The 21,643-nt window shown below is 64.6% G+C and carries 17 protein-coding genes; 13 read left to right on the plus strand and 4 right to left on the minus strand.

The window, feature by feature from the left end:
* Positions 1-112: 112 nt before the first annotated feature.
* On the plus strand, positions 113-769 hold the full coding sequence (locus tag DDQ68_RS15155; protein ID WP_162550146.1) for an RNA polymerase sigma factor: 657 nt from the start codon (positions 113-115) through the stop codon (positions 767-769).
* Positions 753-1,934, plus strand: coding sequence for an energy transducer TonB (locus DDQ68_RS15160; protein WP_109657059.1), 1,182 nt, complete (start codon positions 753-755; stop codon positions 1,932-1,934). The genes DDQ68_RS15155 and DDQ68_RS15160 overlap by 17 nt, the downstream gene beginning before the upstream one ends.
* A gap of 270 nt (positions 1,935-2,204) precedes the next feature.
* Here DDQ68_RS15160 and DDQ68_RS15165 read toward each other — a convergent pair whose 3' ends face one another.
* The 4 genes from DDQ68_RS15165 to DDQ68_RS22945 all read right to left on the minus strand — a co-directional run bounded on the left by DDQ68_RS15165 (position 2,205) and on the right by DDQ68_RS22945 (position 8,504).
* Positions 2,205-3,281: a proline iminopeptidase-family hydrolase gene (locus tag DDQ68_RS15165; RefSeq protein WP_109657060.1), complete on the minus strand. Its 1,077-nt coding sequence runs from the start codon at positions 3,279-3,281 to the stop codon at positions 2,205-2,207.
* A gap of 204 nt (positions 3,282-3,485) precedes the next feature.
* Positions 3,486-5,657, minus strand: coding sequence for a S9 family peptidase (locus tag DDQ68_RS15170; RefSeq protein ID WP_109657061.1), 2,172 nt, complete (start codon positions 5,655-5,657; stop codon positions 3,486-3,488).
* A gap of 138 nt (positions 5,658-5,795) precedes the next feature.
* Positions 5,796-8,066 (minus strand): transferrin receptor-like dimerization domain-containing protein, encoded by a 2,271-nt coding sequence (locus DDQ68_RS15175; RefSeq protein ID WP_109657062.1) that lies wholly within the window; start codon positions 8,064-8,066, stop codon positions 5,796-5,798.
* A 261-nt stretch (positions 8,067-8,327) separates the two neighbouring features.
* Entirely contained in the window at positions 8,328-8,504 is a 177-nt protein-coding gene (locus DDQ68_RS22945) for a hypothetical protein (RefSeq protein WP_162550147.1), read from the minus strand.
* Between the two features lie 144 nt (positions 8,505-8,648).
* Between DDQ68_RS22945 and fumC the strand changes: the two genes are divergently transcribed.
* The 11 genes from fumC (at position 8,649) to DDQ68_RS15230 (ending at position 21,556) form a co-directional block, all read left to right on the plus strand.
* Positions 8,649-10,055: a class II fumarate hydratase gene (gene fumC, locus DDQ68_RS15180; protein ID WP_109657063.1), complete on the plus strand. Its 1,407-nt coding sequence runs from the start codon at positions 8,649-8,651 to the stop codon at positions 10,053-10,055.
* Positions 10,056-10,136: 81 nt separating this feature from the next.
* Entirely contained in the window at positions 10,137-10,724 is a 588-nt protein-coding gene (locus tag DDQ68_RS15185; RefSeq protein WP_109657064.1) for a GNAT family N-acetyltransferase, read from the plus strand.
* Positions 10,717-11,118: a diacylglycerol kinase family protein gene (locus DDQ68_RS15190; protein WP_109657065.1), complete on the plus strand. Its 402-nt coding sequence runs from the start codon at positions 10,717-10,719 to the stop codon at positions 11,116-11,118. Before DDQ68_RS15185 ends, DDQ68_RS15190 begins: the two co-directional genes overlap by 8 nt.
* Positions 11,119-11,229: 111 nt before the next feature.
* Entirely contained in the window at positions 11,230-11,694 is a 465-nt protein-coding gene (locus tag DDQ68_RS23980; RefSeq protein ID WP_245897061.1) for a DUF6970 domain-containing protein, read from the plus strand.
* Positions 11,695-11,862: 168 nt separating this feature from the next.
* A complete protein-coding gene (locus DDQ68_RS15200; RefSeq protein WP_109657066.1) occupies positions 11,863-12,354 on the plus strand; it encodes a DinB family protein in 492 nt (163 codons plus the stop codon).
* A 288-nt stretch (positions 12,355-12,642) separates the two neighbouring features.
* Positions 12,643-13,320, plus strand: a complete 678-nt coding sequence (locus DDQ68_RS15205; RefSeq protein WP_109657067.1) for a response regulator transcription factor — start codon at positions 12,643-12,645, stop codon at positions 13,318-13,320.
* 75 nt (positions 13,321-13,395) lie between these two features.
* Positions 13,396-14,769 carry a sensor histidine kinase gene (locus DDQ68_RS15210; RefSeq protein ID WP_109657068.1) on the plus strand — a complete coding sequence of 458 codons (1,374 nt, stop codon included), beginning with the start codon at positions 13,396-13,398 and terminating at the stop codon, positions 14,767-14,769.
* Positions 14,770-15,050: 281 nt separating this feature from the next.
* Complete coding sequence (locus DDQ68_RS15215; RefSeq protein ID WP_162550148.1) at positions 15,051-15,320, plus strand: hypothetical protein; 270 nt, start codon at positions 15,051-15,053, stop codon at positions 15,318-15,320.
* A gap of 38 nt (positions 15,321-15,358) precedes the next feature.
* A complete protein-coding gene (locus tag DDQ68_RS15220) occupies positions 15,359-16,516 on the plus strand; it encodes an efflux RND transporter periplasmic adaptor subunit (RefSeq protein ID WP_109657070.1) in 1,158 nt (385 codons plus the stop codon).
* A 192-nt stretch (positions 16,517-16,708) separates the two neighbouring features.
* Positions 16,709-19,900 (plus strand): efflux RND transporter permease subunit, encoded by a 3,192-nt coding sequence (locus tag DDQ68_RS15225; protein ID WP_109657071.1) that lies wholly within the window; start codon positions 16,709-16,711, stop codon positions 19,898-19,900.
* A gap of 210 nt (positions 19,901-20,110) precedes the next feature.
* Positions 20,111-21,556, plus strand: a complete 1,446-nt coding sequence (locus DDQ68_RS15230) for an efflux transporter outer membrane subunit (protein WP_109658454.1) — start codon at positions 20,111-20,113, stop codon at positions 21,554-21,556.
* Positions 21,557-21,643 lie beyond the last annotated feature (87 nt).

Consider the following 21,643-nt stretch of genomic DNA (forward strand, 5'->3'; position numbering starts at 1 on the left):
GGTGGTGAAGGGGTTGGGCGGTGGAAGCTGCCGGAGAGATGCGGCCCCGACCCGGATTGCACACGCGCTGCCCAAAAAAAATTCGGGGCTCCGGGCTACCTTGCCGCGGCCGATGTTTTTCCGCCGCTCCCCGCCCGCCGCCGCCGCGCCACTCTCCGACCAGGAGCTGCTGGCCCGCTACCGCCTGCGCGGCGACGTGGCCGACCTCGGCGCGCTGTTCGACCGGCACCTGCCGATGGTGTTCGCCACCTGCCGCCGCTACCTGGCCCCGCCCGACGAGGACGCCCAGGACGCTAGTATGCAGCTATTTGAGCACCTGGTAGGGACCCTGCAAAAGCACGCACCCGACAACTTCCCCGCCTGGCTGCACACCACCGCCCGCAACCACTGCCTGATGCAGCTGCGCGCCCGCCAGCGCGCCGGCCCCAGCGCGGGGCCCCTGGTCATCAGCCTGCCCGACGCGGCCGATGTGGAATTGGCCGCCGCCCGGCATCTTCCCGATGCCGCGGCGGCCGACGAAGCCGCGGCCGCCACCGAAACCACCCTGCAAGCCCTGGAACACGCCCTCACGCAACTTCCCGACGGCCAGCGCCGCTGCCTGGAGCTGTTTTTTCTTGAAAATAAATCGTACCACGAAGTGGCCGGGGCCCTCGGCCTCGACCTCGGCCAAGTGAAAAGCCATCTGCAAAACGGCAAGCGCACGCTGCGCCGCCTCCTCACCGACGACCCGGCCCCGGCCGTGGCCCCCGCCCATGCCCCCCGCCGCTGACCTGCTGCCCACGGCCCTTGCGGCCCCCCGCGGCCCCCACCCGGCCGCCGACACGCTGCGCCAGTACGCGGCCGGCACCCTCGCGCCCGCCCAGCAGCACCAGGTAGAAGCCCACGCCCTGGACTGCGAAAGGTGCGCCGACACCCTGGCTGGCCTCGCCCAAACCGACGCCGCTACCACCGACCAGGCCCTGGCCGCCCTGCGCCACCGCCTCCACGCCCGCGTGGCCGCCGAGGCCGCCCGCCGCCCCGCCGCCTGGCACTGGCCGCGCCTGGCCGCGGCCGCCGCGGTAGTAGCCGGACTGGCGGGCGGCGGTTTATGGGAATGGCAGCACCGCGCCGCGCCCGCCGCCGAAGTAGCCACTGTGGCCGCGCCACCCAAAGCAGCAAAATCTTCGGCCGCAGCAGATGCTTCGGCGGGGGTCCCTGCTCCGCCACCAGCTCCCGCAACGGCCCCCGCCGAAGCTTCGGAGCCGCTCGCTACCACTACCGCCGCGCCCGCTATGCGGCGGCCCGCCCCGGCCGTTGCTTACGAGCCCCAGCGCACGGCCGCCCGGAAAATTGTTGCGTCAAATATTGATAAAGAAGCGGTTATGAGTGTGAGCGTAGCCGCGGATGATGCAGTGGCCAGGGCCCCAGCATCCGCAGCAATGATGGCAGCAGCCCCCAAAGCCGCCACCGATTCCCTAGCTACGCCGCTAGGCGAGATGGCGGTGAGCCGAGCTAAGCAGTCCGCGCCGGCCGCCAGGGCCCTGATGGGCCGCGTGGCGGGCGTGGCCGTAGTGCCCACCGTACCCACCGAAACTACCGTTGTGGCGCAACGCCTGTCGTTCACGGCGCCTGCCAACAGTGCCGTGGTGGGCGCCATGCCCGCCGGCCCGGCCCTGGCGCCCGCGCCAGTGGGTGGCCTGGGGCCTCTGCGCGACCAGTTGCGCCGTGAGGCCGCCGAGTTCGTACCCGAAGAAATGCCCCTCAAAGGCAACGTACGGGTCCGCTTCACGGTAGGCAACGACGGCAAACTCAGCAACCTGAGAGTAGCACGCGGCCTGCGCGCCGACTACGACGCTGAGGCCCTGCGCCTGGTGTGCGAGGGCCCCAACTGGGTGCCCGGCGTGGCCGGCGGCCGCCGCGCCGCTTTGCCCGTGGAGCTGGATGTAGTGTTTTAGGCGAGCAAATAAACGGGTACTGGCCTGGGTACTGGCCGTAATTCAGCGCGTAGCGCATAACTGCGAGCCACGGCATGGGGCGAGTTTGTAACTCGCAAAGACGAACGGCCAAATAGCGCAACCCGTGGGCCGCTACGCGGCCGTGAGTCGCAGACTTACCCCATCCATCGGCCAGCAGTTGCGCGCTGCGCGCTAAACTGCGGCCAGTGCCGTGCTATTATCATACGCACTGCGCTCGTCGCGGACTCGCAGCGTCCACGCTACAGCGGTTTACATGGCCATACCGGCTTTGAACGACTTGTCGTCCACTGATTTGAGGAAGGTGAGCAGGCCTTTCATGTATGTTTCCTGGTCGTCGTACATGCTCATGTGGCTGCCTTGGGGACAGATGAGGGCGGCGCCTTTTTGTACTTTGGTGGCAATCATGCGCATATGGGCGGGGTCCATTGTATCGTACTGCCCGCCAATGGACAGGAACGGCACCGACAACTTGGGCAGGTCGGGCACCCGGTCCCAGTGCGTGAGCTTGCCCGAAACGCCGAACTCGCTGGGACCCTGCATAGTGACGTACAGCGACCGGTTGATTTTACTCATGGCGCGCGTCACCGGCTCGGGGTTGGGCACGATGCGGCACAGGTGCTGGGCGTAAAAATTGGGCTCAAGCAAGCCCATGTAGCGCGGGTTGCTGAAGTCCTTGGCGGCCTCAATTTTACGGATTTCGGCCAGCACTTCCGGCTTCATCTGCTTGGCCAGCACCTCGTCGGCGTACTTGCCGTAGGCGGGGCAGCTCATCATCATGTTGCTGATGATGAGGCCTTTCAAATTTTTCTGGTACTTGAAGGCGTACTCGGCGGCCAGGATGCCGCCCCAGGAATGACCCAGCAGGTAGAAGTTGGTGCTGTCGAGCTTCAGGGCCTGGCGCACCTGCTCCACTTCCTCTACGTAGCGCGGCAGGCTCCACATCGAGGTATCGCGCGGGTTGTCGGAGTTGCCGCAGCCGAGTTGGTCGTAGTAAATGAATTCGACGCCTTCCTTGGGCAGGAAGCTTTCCATGCACTCGAAGTATTCGTGGGTGGCGCCGGGCCCCCCGTTCAGCAGCAACACCTTGATTTTTGGGTTGTTGCCAAACCGCTTGGTCCATACGTTGAACGTGCCTTTGGGCGTCTTAATCGGAATTACCTGCACGCCGCCCGTTTTCACGCCCGTTTCAGTGGGCGCGAAATAGGCGCTGGGGGCCCCCGCGGCGGCGCTGGTTTCGGTGGTGGCGGCGGGTGAGTTGCAGGCGGCGAGCAGGGCGGCGGCGCCCAGGACTCCGGCGGCACGTTGCAGCGTGGAAAGGAATTTCATAGAAGAAACGACAGTGGGTGGGGGGAATAGTAGGGCAAGCTACCAATGTAGCACGTCATGCAGCGCATTCTGCGCATCAAGCAGAAACGAAGCATCTCTCCCGCTGAGTAATTATGAGACAGGATGCAGGCAGCATGACGTTTTTCCACGATTCTTTTTCTCTTATTTTCAGAGCCAAAGACCAGCTAATGTGGAACCCCGGCGCTACTGCGCCACCACGGCCTTGGTGTTGATGTAGCGCTCGAAGAACTCATAGGTACGCAGCATCTGGTCGATGCGCTGGCGGTTGTCGCCCGAACGGGTCAGCTCGTGGGTGCCGCCGGGGTGGCGCACGTACTCCACGGGGCGGCCCAGCACTTTGAGGCTGCGGAACATCATTTCGCTCTGCACGAAGCCCGTGCGCCGGTCGCTCTCGCCGTGGAAGATGATGTAGGGCGTGGTGATGTTCTGGACGTAGGTGATGGGCGACTCGCGGGTGAGCACGGCGCGTACCGCCGGCTCCCAGGGGTAGCCGCCGAAGTAGTTGGGCACCAGGCGCCAGGCGTTACCCTCGCCGAAGAAGGTGGCCAAATCGTACACGCCCCGTTGCGAACAGGCCGCCTGGAAGCGGTGGTCGTGGGCGATGATCCAGGCCACGAGGTAGCCCGCGTACGAGCCGCCCGTCACGACCAGCTTCTGCGGGTCGGCCCAGCCTTCGGCCACGGTTTTGTCGAGGTAGGCCAGCACGTCGGCGCTGGGGCCCGTGCCCCAATCGTTGATGTTGGCGCGCAGGAACTGCTGGCCGTAGCCGCCCGAGCCGCGGGGGTTGCCGTACACCACGCCGTAGCCCTGGGCGGCGAAGTATTGGAACTCGTGCCACATGCTGGCCTCGCCGGGGCCCCACATGGCCGCGGGCCCCCCGTGGATGTCGAGCAGCAACGGGTACTTGCGGCCGGCCTGGTAGGCGGTGGGCTTCATCACCCAATACTCCACCGTCAAGCCCTTGTCGTTCACGAAGCTGTGCTTCTCAGGCATGGATAATTGCCGGTTTTTCACCCAGTCGTTGAAGGTGCCGGCGCGCTCCACCTTACGCAGCCCGGCGTCGGCCACGAACAGATCGGAGGGGTTACGCACGCCGGTTTGGGCAAATACCACCCGGCCCTGGGCCACGTCGAAGCTCAGGATGCCGGTGTCGGCGGCCGAGAGTTTTTCAATTTTCCGGGTTTTCACGTTGGCCCGGTACAGTGGAGCCCCGCCGTTGGCCTGGGCCGTGAAGTACAGGTACTGCTCGTCGCTACTCCAGGCCAGGGCCCCCTTGCTGCGGTCGAAAGGAATGGTAATCATATCCTTAGCACTACCGTTCAGTGGCAGCAGGGCCAGCGTGGGCACGGCCACGCGCCCGGTGGGCTCCTGCTGGAACGCCAGCCACTTGCCCGAGGGCGACACCCTCAGGCTGGAATACGCGGTGCTGTCGCGGCCCAGCAGCAGGCGCGGGTGGCGGCCGGCGCGGTCGGTCAGGTAGAGCCCGTTTTCCTGGGCGCGGTCGGGGTGGCGCAGCGAATCGAGGGCGGCCAGCAGCACCAGGTGCTGGCCATCGGGCGTGAACTCAGCCTGCGAAAACCGGTAGAAGCCGTGGGTAACCGCCACGGGCGGGGCCCCCGCCTCGATAGCGCTGACGAGGAAAAACTGCGAAAAGCTCTGCTCCGCCGACACATCTTTCTCGTCCTGGAAATTCAGGTTATCAAGCACTTTGGCCTTTTTATCCACCTCGTTTTTGTCGAGGTAAGCACGGATTTCGGCCAGGTTACCGTCGGCGTTGGGTTTGGCGGGGCCTAGCAGGCTGTTCTTGGCAAAGCCCGGTTTTTCGAACGACCAGCCCGGCACGCCCTTCGCCGCGTTCAGCACCGAGTCGCGCAGCAATTCGCGCAGCGGCACCGGCGACGAAAACAGAATTTGCCGGCCGTCGGGCGACCATTTGGGGGCCCCAGCGCCGTACTTGTAGCGGGTCAGCTGGCGGGCTTCGCCGCCATCAATGGGCATGACGAACACCTGCGGCTTGTCGTCCACGGTGCGCACGAAGGCCAGCTGGCGGCCGTCGGGGCTCCAGGCCGGCTGGCTCGCGCCTTCTTTGCTAGAAGTGAGCTGCCGCAGCGAGGCCCCCGCCGCGGTGCCCACCTGGTAGAGCTGGGTCACGTTTTTGTAATCGCCCTTACTCTTCTCGTCGGGCTCCGCGGCCAGCACCGTGAAGGCCGCCCGGCGCCCGTCGCGCGTCAGCGTGATGCCGCCCACCTGCTGGATTTTTAGCAAGTCGGTCACCTGCACCGGCCCGGGGCTCTGCTGGGCCCGGGCGGCGGGGATAAGGCCACAGGCCAGAAGAATAAGGGTCGTTTTTTTCATGAGTTAAGGGGTTAATTTGAATGTAGCGTTGCCTTTTTCGCGGCAGTAAGCATGATTAGTTATGCGGGAAAGATGCTTCGCTGCGCTCTGCATGACGTTCTACTTCGCTCATCTTTAACGCCAGCCCCGGGGCCCCGGCTACTGCACCGGCGCGGGCCCCGCTACGGCGGCGGCGCGGTTCACCTGGCCCGCAAACCGCTCGATGGCAGCGCCGGTGCGCCGGATTTGCTCGTCGGCTTCGGCCCACTTGCGCTCCTCCACGGCTTCGCGGATGCCGGGCAGGGTTTTCACACCGTAGCCAGTGTAGAAACCGGGCGCGTAGAGCTGGTGCCGGTACCAAGGGCGGCGCGGCAGTCCTTCGACGCTGAGCAGCTGCTGCTCAGCTTGATATAGTAATTGGTCAAGCTCCTTTTTGCGGTCTTCCGACAGCTTATTGGGGCCCCGGCGGGCCTGGTCGTAGGCCTGGGCGCTTTGTTCCAGCTTGGCCAGGGCGTTGTCGAGGGGCGCGAAGTTGAGGTAGGGCACGGCCTCCTGGGGCTTGGGGGGCAGCAGGGGCTGGTCGGGGTTCGATACCAGGTCGAAGCGCTTCTCAGCCAGTAGCTTGGCTTGCTTTTCGGTGTCGGTGCGCATGGTTTCGGCCAGCTGCTTCACCTCGGTGCCGTACTTGGCCACGGTGTTCGACAGGTTCTGGAACTCGAAGGGCAGCACGTCGGCGTCGGCCAGGCGCAGTGTGCAGCGGCCCATGGTTTGGGCCAAGGCCACGCCGTAGGCGAAGGTGGGGTCTTTGAAGCGGGTGAAGTCGTCGAACGAATCGAAGATGGAGTGGTACTCGCCGCCCTCGCCTTCGCCGCCGAAGCCCACGTTCAGAGCCGGGATGCCCAGGTGCTGGAGGTAGGGCGAGTAGTCGGAGCCGGAGCCCAGGGCCCCGATGCGCAAATCGGGCCGGTCACGGGCGTCCTTCTGAGCCTCAGGGCTACCCTCCACCAAATCATAGGCCCGGCGGCGCTCGATGATGGACACCTGCTTTTCGGGGTCCATTACGTCACGCCCCACCTGATTGAAGAATTTCTCCAGCGTGTGCGAGCCGGCCGCGTCCAGAAAGCCGCGGTCACTGTTATCGGTGTTCAGGTAGGCCACCACGTGCTTTTGGATGGCGGCGGCGTTGGTTTCGGCCCACTCCGTCGAGCCCAGCAGGCCGGGCTCCTCGCCGTCCCAGGCGCAAAACATGACGGTGCGCTTGGGCCGCCAGCCGGTTTTTACCAGCTCGCCCAGGGCCCGGGCTTCCTCCAGTTCGGCCACCATGCCACTGAGCGGGTCGCTGGCGCCGTTCACCCAGGCATCGTGGTGGTTGCCACGCATAATCCACTCGTCGGGGTACTGGCTGCCCTTTAGCGTAGCGATGACGTTGTACACGGGCTCGGTTTTCCAGTTGAAGGCCAGCTGCAAGTGCACCCGCGCCGGCCCGGGGCCCAGGTGGTACGGGATGGGCAGGGCCCCGCGCCAGGCCTCCGGCGCCATGGGCCCGGCCAGGGCCGCGAGCAGCGGCAGGGCATCGCCGTAGGAGATGGGCAGCACCGGAATCTGGGTGATGGTGGGCGCCTTTTTATAATCCAGGCGCTTGGCGTTTTTGGTCGAGCCGTAGCCGGGCGTGAGGGGGTCGCCGGGGTAGGTGGGCATGTCGAGCACGGAGCCGCGCTGGGCCCCGGTTTCGGGCCTGAAGGGGCCCTTGGGGTACACGTCGCCCTGGGCGTAGCCGTCGTCCTTGGGGTCGGAGTAGATGAGGCAGCCGATGGCGCCCATTTCGGCGGCCACCTTGGGCTTGATGCCGCGCCACGAGCCGCCGTACCTGGCAATCACCACTTTACCCTTCACGTCGATGCCGCGGCGGGCCAGCTCCTCGTAGTCTTTCGGGATGCCGTAGTTCACGAACACCAGCTCGGCCGTCACGTCGCCGTCCCGCGAGAAGCAGTTGTAGGTGGGCAGCTGCTCGGCGGTCTGGCCCGAGGTAGCGTCCTCCGGCACGGGCTTTTCGGCTAGCACGGCGGTATACTTGGTGGGGCCCACCAGCTCCAGCACGCGCAGCTTGGGCGTCGGAAACAGCACGTACGACACGTCAATCCGCGTGTCGTAGCCCCAGCTTTTAAACAGGCCGGCCATGTACTCCGCGTTGTCCTTGTCGTAGGGCGAGCCCACGTGGTGCGGGTGCGCCGACAGTCGCTTCATCCAGTCCCGCAGGTTGCCGGCCTTCAGCTGGGCGTCGAACCTGGTTTCGAGCTGGTACTCGGCGGCGGCCGCAGCGGGCTCGAAGCCCAGCAGCGGCTTGGCCTCGGTGGGCGGGGCGGTTTGGGCGGGGGCAAGGGGCCCCGCCAGCAGGCCAGCGGCCAGGAAAAAGGCGTAGCGTTTCAGCATAGAACAGTCTTTTTTTCAGAAAATAAAAGCACTGGGGGCCCTATTGGTCCTTGGCAGCCTAGCCGTAGTGCCGCGCAAGATAGCACGGGGGCCCAAGCCGTTGGCACACATTATTCTGTAGCGTGGACTTTGTGAGTCCACGTCGCTTAACGGTAATCGGCAGGACGAAGCAAGAGCCGCGGACTACAAAGTCCGCGCTACACGCAAAAAGCGCCGTGCTGGGCAGCACGGCGCTTTTCAGCACGGCAAAAACTGGGGGCCCTAGCCGCTGTAGCCGCCGCCGCTTTCGGGCTCGGTGGCGCTGCCGCCGGGCTTGGTGGGGGTGGGCAGGCCGGTTTCGGTTTTTATTTCAACGTCGCTGTAGTCGGGCACGCCGTCGCCCTGCACGGGTACGGGCGGCTCGGTGTGCGGGGCGGGGGTCGGATCGGTCTGGCTCATGGCAGGGAAATATTTAAGGAAATAGCAACTGCTGGGGTGTACGGGCCGGGGGCCCCGATGGCTGCCCGCGGGGGCCGGCCGGCTTACTTTTGCGGCCGTTGCCGGTTATTTTTTCTTCCGCTTTTTACTCCCGCACCCGAGGCCATGACGCAGTTCCGCACCGAAAAAGACACCATGGGCACCGTGCAAGTGCCCGCCGATGCTTACTGGGGGGCCCAAACCCAGCGCAGCATCGAGAACTTCCCCATCGCGCAGGACATCAACAAGATGCCTAAGGAAATCATCCGCGCGTTTGCCTACCTCAAGAAGGCCGCCGCCCTCACCAACCGCGACGCGGGCGTGCTAGATGCGGAAAAAGCCGCGCTGATTGGCCAGGTGTGCGACGAGATTCTGGAAGGCAAGCTGGCCGATTCGTTTCCGCTGGTGGTCTGGCAAACGGGCTCGGGCACGCAGAGCAACATGAACGTGAACGAGGTGGTGGCCTACCGCGGCCACGTACTGCACGGCGGGGCCCTCGCCGACGAGAAGAAGTTCCTGGCCCCGAATGACGACGTGAACAAGTCGCAATCGAGCAACGACACGTTTCCGACGGCCATGCACATCGCGGCTTACAAAATCCTGGTGGAAACTACGATTCCGGGCATCACTAAGCTGCGCGACGCGCTGCAGGCCAAGTCCACCGAGTTCATGGACGTGGTGAAGATTGGCCGCACGCATTTCATGGACGCCACGCCGCTCACGCTGGGCCAGGAGTTTTCGGGCTACGTGGCCCAGCTCAGCCACGGCCTCAAGGCCATCGACCACACGCTGGCCCACCTGAGCGAGCTGGCCCTGGGCGGTACCGCCGTGGGCACGGGCATCAACACGCCCCCCGGCTACTCGGAGAACGTGGCCCGGCACATTGCCGACCTCACCGGCCTGCCCTTCGTCACGGCCGAAAACAAGTTTGAGGCCCTGGCCGCGCACGATGCCATCGTGGAAGCCCACGGGGCCCTTAAAACGGTGGCCGTCAGCCTAATGAAGATCGCCAACGACGTGCGGATGCTCAGCTCGGGGCCCCGGGCGGGCATCGGCGAAATCTCCATCCCCGACAACGAGCCCGGCTCCAGCATCATGCCCGGTAAGGTGAACCCCACCCAGTGCGAGGCCCTGACGATGGTGGCCGCCCAGGTGATGGGCAACGACGTGGCCATCACCATCGGCGGCAGCATGGGCCACTTCGAGCTGAACGTGTTCAAGCCGCTGATGATCTACAACTTCCTGCACTCGGCCCGGCTCATCGGCGACGCCTGCGTATCGTTCACCGACCGCTGCGCCGTGGGCATCGCGCCCATCCTGCCCAACATCAAGAAGCACGTCGATTCGTCGCTGATGCTCGTCACGGCCCTCAACCCGCATATTGGCTACTACAAAGCCGCCGAAATTGCCCAGACGGCCCACAAAAACGGCTCGACCCTGAAGGAAACCGCCTTGCAGCTCGGCTACCTCACCGCCGAGCAGTTCGACGAGTGGCTGAAGCCCGAGGATATGGTGGGCGAGATTAAAAAGTAGCGCCTGGGGCCCCAGCGCCTCGCTTAGCCGCCTTGCCTGCCCGGGCGGGGCGGCTTTTTTTATCGACATCTTTGCAGGGCTATGGATTATACCAATAACCTCGTACTGGAAAACCGCCGCGTGCGCCTGCGGCCCCTCGAAGCCGCCGATTTTGAGGCCCTCAAGGCCGTGGCTTTCGACCCCGAACTCTGGCGCTACACCCTCAGCCGCGCCGACGACGTGCTGAGCCTGGCCGCCTACATTTCGGCGGCCGAGCAGGCGCGGCAAGCCGGCCAGCGCTACCCGTTCGCCATCATCGACCGCATCACCGGCGAGCTGGCCGGCAGCACCAGCTACTACAACGTGGTGCCCGACGACCAGCGCCTGAGTATCGGCCACACCTGGGTGGGCACCGCGTTTCAGCGCACCGGCCTGAACCGGGCGGCCAAGCACCTGCTGCTGTGCCACGCCTTCGACGCGCTGCAATACGAGCGGGTGGAGCTGGAAACCGACAGCCGCAACCTCAAGTCGCAGGAAGCCATGCGCCGCATGGGCGCCACCGAGGAAGGCACCCTGCGCCGGCATCGCTTCACGCAGGACAACGTGCGGCGCGACACAATGATTTTCAGCATTATCCGGCCCGAGTGGGACGCGCTGCGGCACTCCGTGTTCGCCGAGTTCGATGCGTAGCCCGCGGCCCCGGGCCCTGTCGGCCAAGGTGCTGCTGCGGCGGCGCGTGGCCAGCTTCGGCCACGCGCTGCGGGGGGTAGGCGCGGCCCTGCGCTCGGAGCTGCACCTGCGCTTCCACGCCGTGGCCACGGTGGCGGTGGTCGGGCTGGGGTTTTACTACGGCATTGCCCGGCTGGAATGGGCCCTGGTGGCGCTGGCCGTAGCCGCCGTGTGGGCCGCTGAGCTGGTGAACACCGCCATCGAGGCCCTTACCGACCTGGCCTCGCCCCACTACCACGCCCTGGCCGGCCGGGCCAAGGACGTGGCCGCCGGCGCCGTGCTGCTGGCCGCCCTGGGGGCCCTGGTGGTGGGGGCCCTGGTGTTCGGGCCCCGGGCGTTTGCGGGCCATCCGTAGGCCGGGCCCCGGCGCCGGCGCCAACCATTGCCAACCTCGGGCGTAAGCAGGCGGGTGGGGCCCCCGGTGCTCGGGGGCCCCACCCGCTCCTCACGCCGTCAACCAATTCTTATGCGCCCGCTGCCTACCCTTCTTGCTGCCACCCTGCTGCTGGCCTCTGCCTGCGGTGCCGACCGTGTGACGGTGGGCACGCCCACTACCCAGCCCAACGGCAACAGCATCGCCGAGAACAGCACGCCCGCCCCCACCTCGGCCAACACCGTGGACCCCGTGCCCGCCCGCATAGCCATCGAAGACACCACCGCCCGGCCCCAGTGGCTGAAGGCGCGCATTGCCGCAACGCTGGGCCACCGCAAGCAGTACCCCATCATCCGCATCTACCGCTACGTGTACAACGACCAGACGGTGTACTGGGAAACGGCGCCTTGCTGCGACCAGCAATCGACGGTGTACGACACCAAGGGCAACGTGCTGTGCCACCCCGACGGCGGCATCACGGGCAAGGGCGACGGCCAGTGCGCCAACTTCGAGAAGCGCAAGGCCAACGAAAGACTGGTGTGGCAAGACCCCCGGTGATAGGAATGTGCGGAATGTGGGCGATGCGGATGAATGTGAAAGCCATTAAAATTTTCTGTTACGCTATTTTCTGTCACGCTATTTTAATGCGCCTTCCTGATTTTCGCACTTTCAGGCTCCGCTGAATTTTCACATCTCCACATTCCACCACATTGCCGAATCAATTAAATGATTAATACCATCGCCAAGCTCGGCGTTTTTAACGTGTGGGCCAACGAAACTTTGCTGCGCCGCCTCGACTCATCGGTGGCCGCCGGCCGGGAGGCGCCCCAGCCGGCGCTGCGCATTTTCAGCCACGTCATCAATGCCCAGGCCATCTGGATTGCCCGCCTTTCGGGCACGGCCAGCCCGCTCAAAGTATGGCAGGAGCACGACCTCGCCGGCCTGCACCACTGGCACGAGCAAACCTCGCAGACCTTTGCCGACCTGTGCGCCAACGCCGACGAAACCGAGCTGCTGCGCCACATTCAATACTCCAACTCGCAGGGCGATGCGTTCGACTCGCAGGTAAGCGACATCCTGACCCACTGCATAGTACACGCCAGCTACCACCGCGGCCAGGTGGCCGTGAAGATGCGCGAAGGCGGCCTAGAGCCCGTTAATTCCGACTTCATTACCTATTGCCGCGAACAGGGCGGCCAAGTAGCACCGCAGCTGTAAAACGGAGTGCACTCCGTTTCGGGTTGGGCACGTTCTGGCGGAAACGGAGTACTACTCCGTTTTACAATTTTGGCGGGCCGCCCGGCAGTTATACTCGTCACGAAGTAGGGTGCGGGGCTTGTCCCCGCCCGTCGTTGCACGAAAGCCGACGGAACCGTTCGAGGACGGGTGGGGGCAAGCCCCGCACCCTACTTCGTTTTCGCATTCCACTTCGTGAACAGTATAGTTACGGGGCGGTCTGTTCGCGTTTGGGGGCCCTGCGTATAGCTGGGCAGTACGTCCGTTCTCATGAAAATTCTGCTGGTTGAAGACGAGCCGCCGCTGGCGTCGTTCGTTAAAAAAGGCTTTGCCCACGAGGGCTACGACCTCACCGTGGCCTACGACGGGCGCACGGGCTGGTCGCTCTACGAGCAGCAGCCCTACGACCTGGTAATACTGGACGTGAACCTGCCCTACGTGAACGGCGTGGAGCTGTGCCGGCGCATTCGGGCGCACAGCCGGCTGGTGCCCGTGTTGCTGCTTACGGCCCTCGATAGCCTCGACGACAAGGAGGCTGGCTTTGCGGCCGGAGCCGATGACTATCTGGTTAAGCCCTTCGAATTCAGGGAATTGCTAATGCGTGCCCGGGCCCTCACGCAACGCTACGCCGCGGCCAGCGGCGAGCGCCGAGAGCTGCGCATGGCCGACCTCGTGCTCGACCTCGACGCCAAAACCGTGGCCCGCGCCGGCCAGCGCATTGCCCTCACTACCCGCGAGTACTCGCTGCTGGAGCACCTGCTGCGCAACCGCGGCCGCGTAGTGTCGCGCGTGGACATTGCCGAGCGCGTCTGGGACCTGGACTTTGACACCACCACCAACGTCATCGACGTGTACGTGAGCTACTTGCGCAAGAAGCTGGACCGTGATTTTTCGCCTAAGCTCATCCACACCGTGGTGGGCATGGGCTACGTGATGCGCGAAGAGTAGCGCGGATGCTACGGATACGCGCATGGGCCATTCAACGCGCGGACACCCAGCGCACACGCTACATTTGAAAGTACCATGCTGATTCGCAATAAGCTGATGCTGCGCTTTACGCTGGTGGTGCTGGCCATTCAGGTCAGCTTTTCGGCGTTCATTTATTACTTCAACGCCAGCACACGGGCGCAGCGTTTTGAGCACCGGCTGGGCACCAGCGCCACGCTGGCGGCGCGGCTGCTCATTCGGCCGGGCAAACTCGCAACCGGGCAGCTGGGCAGCCTGCGCCGCCGCGACCTGCTGACGCTGCCCGATGAGCAAATCAGCATTTATGGGCCGGACGGCGGGTTGCGCTACAGCAGCGCTGACAACATTGACCAGGCCCTAAACCGGGCGCGCCTGGGCCCCCTGCAACCGGGCCGGCTGCTGAGCTTCCGGGCCGGGGGGCGACGCGAGGCGGTGAGCCTGAGCTACGAGCACGACGGCAAGCAGTACACCATTTTTGTGTCGGCCGACGACCAGGTGGGCTGGGCGCGGCAGTACCAGCTGGGCCTGCTGCTGCTGCTGGGCAACGTGGGGGCCCTGGCACTCATTATTTTAGCAGGTTGGTACTTCGCGGGCGCAGCGCTGGCTCCGGTGGCGCGCATCAGCCGGCAGGCGGGCCGCATTTCCGCCACCAATCTGGGCCGGCGGCTGTCGGAAGGCAACGGGCGCGACGAGCTGGCCCAGCTGGCGCGGGCCTTCAACACCATGCTGGCCGGGCTGGAGCAGGCGTTTGAGTCGCAGCGGAGCTTCCTGGCCCACGCCTCGCACGAACTGCGCACACCCCTCACTACCCTCACCGGCACCCTCGAAACGGCCCTGGCCTACGACGCCACCCTGCCCGACGCCCGCGAGAGCCTGGCCCACTCGCTCGATGCCGCCCGCCACCTGCAGGGCCTCACCAACAGCCTGCTGGCCCTGGCCAAGGCCGACGGCACGCTGCCACCCTTTGGGCCAGTTCGGCTGGATGAGTGCTTGGGCCAGGCCCTGGATTTTACCCGCGCCAAGTACCCCGGCCGCGAGTTTCGCCTGGCGTTTGGCACTTTGCCGGCGGCCGAGGCCGACGTATTCATGTTGCCCGGCAACGCCGAGCTGCTCACCACGGCCCTGCTCAACCTGCTCGACAACGCCGCTAAGTACTCGGCCGGCCCCGTACTGGCCGAGCTGGCCTACGAGGGCCCCACCACCCTGCGCGTGCGCGTCAGCGATGCCGGCCCCGGCCTCAGCCCCGATGAGCTGAGCCACATCTACGAGCCGCTGTACCGCGCTGCCGGGGCCATGGGCCGCCCCGGCTACGGCCTCGGCCTGCCCCTTACCCAGCGCATCGTGCGCCGCCACGAAGGCCGGCTGGAGCTGACTTCGGCCGTGGGCCAGGGTACTACGGCCACGGTGTGGCTGCCGGCGTCGCCGGTATAAGGGGGGTAGACACGGAGCTGTTTCGTTCTGGCGCGTCGCCCTCCGCGAGCGCCTCACCCCCCAGCCCCCTTTCCGAAAAGGAGAGGGGGAAATAGCTCTAATAGTTAGCTTTATCTAGGACTAAAAACTAGTCCCCGTTCTCCTTTTCGGAGAAGGGGCTATGGGATGAGGCGCACACGGGTGACAATTCACTCCGTTTTCATCTTTTCTAATGCGGTTCTCATACCGTTTTAATGTCGCGGGGGGTGCTTTGTGGGCAGTTGCCACTGCCCCGATTACTCATGCCTACTCCCTTTCGGCCGTTGAATTTCCTGGCTTTGCTGCTGGCGGGGGCCCTGGCTTTGTCGCTGGCACTCAATGGTTTTTTGCTATATAGCCGCGCCCCGGCGACGGTCGACTACGAAGACCTTCAGGAAACCGAAGCCGACCTGCGCCTCACGCAGCGGCTGCTGACCCGCTGCCAGGCCGACCACCAGCAGCAAGATAGCCTGCTGGCGCTGCGGCCCGCGCTGCCGGCCATTTTGCCCACCGCTACTACCTCGACCCAGTAACCAGCCGAAATCTTTTCGCTTGCTCATTTTTTACCCCCATGAATTTCTTGTTTCGCCGCGCCTTCTTTCGCCCATTCACGCTAGCTGCTACGGCGGGCCTGCTGGCCGCCGGCCTTAGCGGCTGCTCGGCCAGGGCCGAAAAAGACACGGCCGAGGCCCCGCCCGTTGTGCCGGTGGTGACGCTGAAAATCTCCAGCCAGGAGCTGCACCGCGACTACGTAGCCGACGTGCAGGCCGTGCGCAACGTGGAGGTGCGGGCCCAGGTGGCGGGTTTTCTGGAGCACATTTACGTGGAAGAAGGCAAGCCCGTGAAGAAGGGCCAGCTGCTGTTCCGCCTCAATGCCAGCGCCTACCAGAACAAACTGGCCCAGGCCCGCGCCGTCGTGGCCAGCGCCCAGGCCCAGGCCGCCGCCGTGCGCGTAGAGCGCGACCGCGTGCGCCTACTGGTGGATAAAAACGTGATTGCCAAGTCGGAGCTGGCCCTTTCGGATAGCAAGGTCAACGATGCGCAGGCCCAGATTGCGGCCGCCCGCGCCGGCGAGGCCGCCGCCCGCCTCAGCCTGAGCTACACGCTGGTGCGCGCACCCTTTGATGGGGTTATTGACCGCATTCCGCTCAAAATGGGTAGTGTGGTGCAAGAAGGCACCCTGCTTACCACGGTGTCGGACCTGAGCTCTGTGTTTGCCTACTTCGACGTGGCCGAGGGCAGCTACATGGACTACAACAAGGCTAAGAAGCTACATCCCGAGCTACACCCTGATTCTGTGCATCTTACCCTGGCTAACGGCGACGTGTACCCCCTCACCGGCCACATCGAAACGGCGGAGAGCGAGTTCAACCCCAACACCGGCTCAATTGCCCTCAAGGCCCGCTTTGCCAACCCGCAGCGGCTACTGAAGCACGGGGCCTCGGGCAAGGTGCGCATTACCAGCGAGCTGCCCACGGCGCTGCTGCTGCCGCAAAAGGCCGTGTTTGAGGTGCAGGACAAAAACTACGTGTACGTGGTGGACCAGAGCGGCCTGATCCACACCCGCAACTTCGTACCGCAGGCCCGCATAGGCGACAGCTACGTGGTGAAGGAGGGCCTTAAGCCCGGCGAGCGTGTGGTGTACGAGGGGGCCCCCGAGCTGCGCGACGGCCAGCTTATCCGGGCCAAAGCCGTGCTCCTGGACTCGGCGGCCGTGGCCGCGCAATAGCGTACTTGAGCAGCAGCACTTGGCTAAGCTAAAAGACCGTCATGCTCATCTGGCGTCCGCTTATCGAAGCATCTCTACCGCTTGGTTGCGACGATTGAGTTACTACTGCGACAGAGATGCTTCGACAAGCGGACGCCAGATAAGCAAGACAGCCTATTCGGCTTAATCTTTTGATTATAATTCAGTTAATTCATGTTCGATATTTTCATTCGCCGGCCCATCTTGTCGCTGGTTATCTCTGTGTTTCTGGTGCTGCTGGGCGGGCTGGCGCTGTTTACGCTGCCCATCACGCAGTTTCCGGACATTGTGCCGCCCTCGGTGATTGTGACGGCCAAGTACACGGGCGCCAACGCCGAGGTGTGCGCCAAGGCCGTGGCCACGCCCCTGGAGCGCGCCATCAACGGCGTGCCCGGCATGACCTATATGTCGTCGGTGAGCAGCAACAACGGCGTGACGCTCATCACGATATTCTTCGAAGTGGGCACCGACCCCGACCTGGCGGCCGTGGGCGTGCAAAACCGCGTGACGACCATTCTGGACGAGCTGCCCGAGGAGGTTATCAAGGCCGGCGTGACGACGGAGAAGGAGGTAAACTCGATGCTGCTCTACCTCAACATCACGAGTGATGACAAGGATGTGGGCGAGAAGTTTATCTATAACTTCGCCGATATCAACGTATTGCAGGAGCTAAAGCGCATCAACGGCGTGGGCTTTGCCGAGATTATGGGCTCGCGCGAGTACTCGATGCGTGTCTGGCTCAAGCCCGACCGCATGATGGCCTACGAGGTGGGCACCGACGAGGTAGTGCAGGCCATTCGGGCCCAGAACGTGGAGGCGGCCCCTGGCAAGGCGGGCGAAAGCTCGGGCGCGGGCCAGGCCCAGGCCATGCAGTACGTGCTGCGCTACACGGGCAAGCTGTTTGAGCCCGACCAGTACCGCAACATCGTGATTCGAGCCAACCCCGACGGCTCGGTGCTGCGCCTTAAAGAGGTGGCTGATATTGAGTTCGGTTCGCTTACCTACGGCATGTCGTCGAAAACCGACGGGCAGCCCTCGGCGGCTATTATGCTGAAGCAGCGGCCGGGCTCCAACGCCAGCGAGGTAATTGCGGGCGTAAAAGCCCGCATGGCCGAGCTGCAAAAAAGCAACTTCCCGCCCGGCATGAAGTACAGCATCGCCTACGATGTGTCGCGCTTTCTCGATGCCAGCATTCACGAGGTGCTGCGCACGCTGCTGGAGGCTTTTATATTGGTATTTGTGGTGGTGTACCTGTTTTTACAGGATTTCCGCTCCACGCTCATTCCGGCGCTGGCCGTGCCGGTGGCCCTCATTGGGGCGCTGTTTTTTATGAAGCTCTTCGGCTTCAGCATCAACCTGCTCACGCTCTTCGCGCTGGTGCTGGCCATCGGCATCGTGGTCGATGACGCCATTGTGGTGGTGGAGGCCGTGCACGCCAACATGCAAACCAAGCACCTGCCACCGCGGGCGGCCACGTTTGCGGCGATGCACGAAATCAGTAGCTCGCTGATTGCCATTACCTTAGTTATGGCGTCGGTGTTCATTCCGGTCTCGTTTATGGACGGGCCGGTGGGTGTGTTCTACCGGCAGTTTTCGCTCACGCTGGCCATTGCCATCGTTATTTCGGGGGTCAATGCCTTGACGCTCACGCCGGCCCTTTGCGCGCTACTGCTGCGCCACGATGCCAGCGAGGCGGGCCAGGGCAAGGGGCTGAAGGCGCGCTTTTTTGGAGCCTTCAACCGAAAGTTTGAGGCCCTTACCAACCGCTACGAGCACCTGCTGGGCCGCACCGTGATGCGGCGCGCGCTCACGCTGGGCGTACTGGCGGCCTTCGCGGCGGGCACCTGGGGCGTGAGCCGGGTGCTGCCCTCGGGCTTTATCCCGACCGAGGACCAGGGCATGATTTACGTGAACGTGACGACCCCCGCCGGGGCTACCGTGGAGCGCACCGAGGCCGTAATGGCCCAGGTGCAGCGCATTGCCCAGAAACTGGGCCCCGTAGAGTCGGTGTCGACGCTGGCCGGCTACAGCCTCATCAGTGAGGTGGCGGGCAGCAGCTACGGCATGGCCATGATTAACCTCAAGCCCTGGGACCAGCGCAAGCAGTCGGTACCCGAGCTGATTCAGGAGCTGGAAGCCAAGACCAAGGGCATTGCCGATGCCGACATTCAGTTTCTGCCCCCGCCCACGGTGCCGGGCTTCGGCAACAGCAGCGGCTTCGAGCTGCGCCTGCTCGACAAGTCGGGCACCGGCGACTTGCAGAAGACTGCCGCGGCCTCCAAAACCTTTCTGGCGGCGCTGGATAAATCGCCGGCCATCAGCGGGGCTTTCACGGGCTTCGACCCCAACTTTCCGCAGTACCTCATTCACGTGGACCAGGACATGGCCGCCAAAAAGGGCGTGACCGTGGACCAGGCCATGAGCACCCTGCAAACGCTGCTGGGCAGCTACTACGCCAGCAACTTCATCCGCTTTGGGCAGATGTACAAGGTGATGGTGCAGGCCGGCCCGCAGTACCGCAGCCGGCCCGACGACCTGCTGGCCCTGCACGTGAAAAACAACCGCGGCGAGCTGGTACCGTTCTCGACTTTCGTGCGCCTGGAGCGCGTGTTTGGCCCCGACCAGCTCACGCGCTACAACATGTACAACTCGGCCATGATAACCGGCGATGCGGCCCCCGGCTATAGCTCGGGCCAGGCTATCGAGGCCATTAAGGCGGTAGCCGCCAAGACATTGCCCAAGGGCTTCACCTACGAGTGGAGCGGCATGACGCGCGAGCAAATCCTGAGCGGCGACCAGGCACTGTACGTGTTCGGCATCGTGCTGATATTCGTTTACTTGCTGCTGGCCGCGCAGTACGAAAGCCTGCTGCTGCCGCTGCCTGTGCTGCTGAGCCTGCCCACCGGCATCTTCGGGGCCTTCCTGGCACTAAAGCTGTTGGGCCTGGAAAACAACATTTACGCGCAGGTGGCGCTGGTCATGCTCATCGGCCTGCTGGGCAAAAACGCCATTCTCATCATCGAGTTTGCCGAGCAGCGCCGCCGCGCCGGGGCCACCGTGGTGGAGGCCGCCATTCAGGGGGCCGTAGCCCGCCTGCGGCCCATTCTGATGACCTCGTTTGCCTTCATCTCGGGGCTCATTCCGCTGGTTATCGCCAGTGGGGCCGGCGCCCTGGGTAACCGCTCTATTGGCACGGCGGCGGCGGGCGGCATGCTGCTGGGCACGGTGTTCGGCCTGGTGCTTATTCCGGGCCTCTACGTGCTGTTTGCCAGCTTCGAGAAGGTAAAAAACCTGGACTCGAATGAGGACGACGAAGTGCCAGTGCCCACAGAGCCGGCGGCAACGCCGGAGCTGGTGGCGCATTAAGGCATTGTTCAACAAAGCGCCTCATCCCCCGGCCCCCTCTCCGAAAAGGAGAGGGGGGAGCCGAACGATAGCAGATAATCAGTAATCAATTGGTTATCAAAATTTTATAAAAAACACGTGTCGCTCCGCCGTGGCCCCCCCTCTCCTTTTCGGAGAGGGGGCCGGCCCCAAAGGGGTCCCGTGAGGCGTCCCGCCAGCACGAAAAAACCCATGCGCTTTCTCGCTTCTATAGCTTCCAGCTTCCTCCTCCTAAGCCTGGCCGCCGGCTGCCGCGTAGCCGCGCCCGCCGGCCCGGCCACCAGCCCCGACGCCCCCAAGTCCTTCACCCAGGTGCCCCTCACCGATACCATCAGCATCGGGGCCACGCCGTGGCGGCAGTTTTTCCAGGACCCCGCCCTGGCGGGGCTCATCGACACGGCGCTGCGGCAAAACCTCGATTTGCGGGTGGCCGTGCAGCGCGTGGAGATATTCCAGGCGCAGTACCTGGCGCGGCGTGGGGCCCTATTTCCGTCGGTCATGGCCGGGGGCTCGGCGGGCCTCGACCGCTACGGCAAGTACACCATGACGGGCGTGGGCAACTACGACACCAACCTCTCGCAGAACATCGACGGCAACCAGCGCATCGCCACCGGCCTCACGCCCGATTATTTCGTGGGCCTGCGCAGCTCATGGGAAATCGATATCTGGGGCAAGCTGCGCAGCCGCCGCAAGGCCGCCTACCTGCGCGTGCTGGGCTCGGAGCAGGGTCGCAACCTGGTAATTACCAACGTAGTAGCCGACGTGGCGCGGGCCTACTACGAGCTCTTAACCCTTGATAACCAGCTGGCTACACTGGAGCGCAACGCCCGCTTTCAGCAGGATGGCTTGGCGCTGATTCGCATTCAGAAGCAGGCCGGCCGGGTTACCGAGCTGGCCGTGCAGCAGTTTGCTGCCCAGGCCTTGCGCACCGAAAGCCTGGCCTACGGCACCCGCCAGCGCATTACCGAAACCGAAACCAGCCTCAACCAGCTGTTGGGCCGCTACCCGCAGCCCATTGGCCGGGGCCCCGCGCTGCCCAACCAGCAGGGCCTGCCCACCCGCCTCGGGGCCGGCCTGCCCGCCACGGCCCTGCTGCGCCGCCCCGACGTGCGCCAGGCCGAGCTGGAGCTGCGCGCCACCAGCGCCGACGTGGATGCCGCCCGCGCCGCCTTTTTGCCCAGTCTCACCCTCACGCCCTACCTGGGCCTCAACGCTTTCCGGGCCAACCTACTGCTCGACGCCGGCTCCGTAACCTACGGCGTGCTCGGGGGCCTGGCGGGCCCCATCCTCAACCGCGCGCAGTACCGGGCCGATTTCCGCCAGGCCGTGGCCAACAACTACGAGGGCTACTACCGCTACCAACAGGCCCTGCAATCGGGCTTTCGCGAAGTGGTAGTGGGCCTGCAAGGCCTCGAAAACTACCGCGCCGTAGCTGACCTCCGCGCCCGCGAGGTAGCCCAGCTGCAAAGCGCCGTGGCTACCTCCAACGAGCTGTTCGTTGCCGGCTATGCCACTTACTTAGAAGTAATTACCGCCCAGCGCAGCGTGCTCGAAGCCGAGTTGAGCCTCGCCGATGCGCGCCAGGCCCAACTGCTACAAAGCGTGAATTTATACCGGGCCCTGGGCGGCGGCTGGTAGTAGGGGCCCCAGCCTCGTGGGCCAATAAACCGGAGCCGGGCGACACCAATTCGCCTGGCTTTTTGTTCATAGCCCTCACGCCCGACG

The organism is Hymenobacter nivis, from assembly GCF_003149515.1.
Taxonomy (GTDB): Bacteria; Bacteroidota; Bacteroidia; order Cytophagales; family Hymenobacteraceae; genus Hymenobacter; species Hymenobacter nivis.

Bases quoted from the DNA above. Each gene is read 5' to 3' on its own strand.
- DDQ68_RS15230 (WP_109658454.1), top strand. From the start codon at position 20,111: ATGCGCTTTCTCGCTTCTATAGCTTCCAGCTTCCTCCTCCTAAGCCTG.
- DDQ68_RS15175 (WP_109657062.1), bottom strand. From the start codon at position 8,066: ATGCTGAAACGCTACGCCTTTTTCCTGGCCGCTGGCCTGCTGGCGGGG.
- DDQ68_RS23980 (WP_245897061.1), top strand. From the start codon at position 11,230: ATGCGCCCGCTGCCTACCCTTCTTGCTGCCACCCTGCTGCTGGCCTCT.
- DDQ68_RS15170 (WP_109657061.1), bottom strand. From the start codon at position 5,657: ATGAAAAAAACGACCCTTATTCTTCTGGCCTGTGGCCTTATCCCCGCC.
- fumC (WP_109657063.1), top strand. From the start codon at position 8,649: ATGACGCAGTTCCGCACCGAAAAAGACACCATGGGCACCGTGCAAGTG.
- DDQ68_RS15160 (WP_109657059.1), top strand. From the start codon at position 753: ATGCCCCCCGCCGCTGACCTGCTGCCCACGGCCCTTGCGGCCCCCCGC.
- DDQ68_RS15210 (WP_109657068.1), top strand. From the start codon at position 13,396: ATGCTGATTCGCAATAAGCTGATGCTGCGCTTTACGCTGGTGGTGCTG.
- DDQ68_RS15190 (WP_109657065.1), top strand. From the start codon at position 10,717: ATGCGTAGCCCGCGGCCCCGGGCCCTGTCGGCCAAGGTGCTGCTGCGG.
- DDQ68_RS15185 (WP_109657064.1), top strand. From the start codon at position 10,137: ATGGATTATACCAATAACCTCGTACTGGAAAACCGCCGCGTGCGCCTG.
- DDQ68_RS22945 (WP_162550147.1), bottom strand. From the start codon at position 8,504: ATGAGCCAGACCGATCCGACCCCCGCCCCGCACACCGAGCCGCCCGTA.
- DDQ68_RS15200 (WP_109657066.1), top strand. From the start codon at position 11,863: ATGATTAATACCATCGCCAAGCTCGGCGTTTTTAACGTGTGGGCCAAC.
- DDQ68_RS15225 (WP_109657071.1), top strand. From the start codon at position 16,709: ATGTTCGATATTTTCATTCGCCGGCCCATCTTGTCGCTGGTTATCTCT.
- DDQ68_RS15205 (WP_109657067.1), top strand. From the start codon at position 12,643: ATGAAAATTCTGCTGGTTGAAGACGAGCCGCCGCTGGCGTCGTTCGTT.
- DDQ68_RS15165 (WP_109657060.1), bottom strand. From the start codon at position 3,281: ATGAAATTCCTTTCCACGCTGCAACGTGCCGCCGGAGTCCTGGGCGCC.
- DDQ68_RS15215 (WP_162550148.1), top strand. From the start codon at position 15,051: ATGCCTACTCCCTTTCGGCCGTTGAATTTCCTGGCTTTGCTGCTGGCG.
- DDQ68_RS15220 (WP_109657070.1), top strand. From the start codon at position 15,359: ATGAATTTCTTGTTTCGCCGCGCCTTCTTTCGCCCATTCACGCTAGCT.
- DDQ68_RS15155 (WP_162550146.1), top strand. From the start codon at position 113: ATGTTTTTCCGCCGCTCCCCGCCCGCCGCCGCCGCGCCACTCTCCGAC.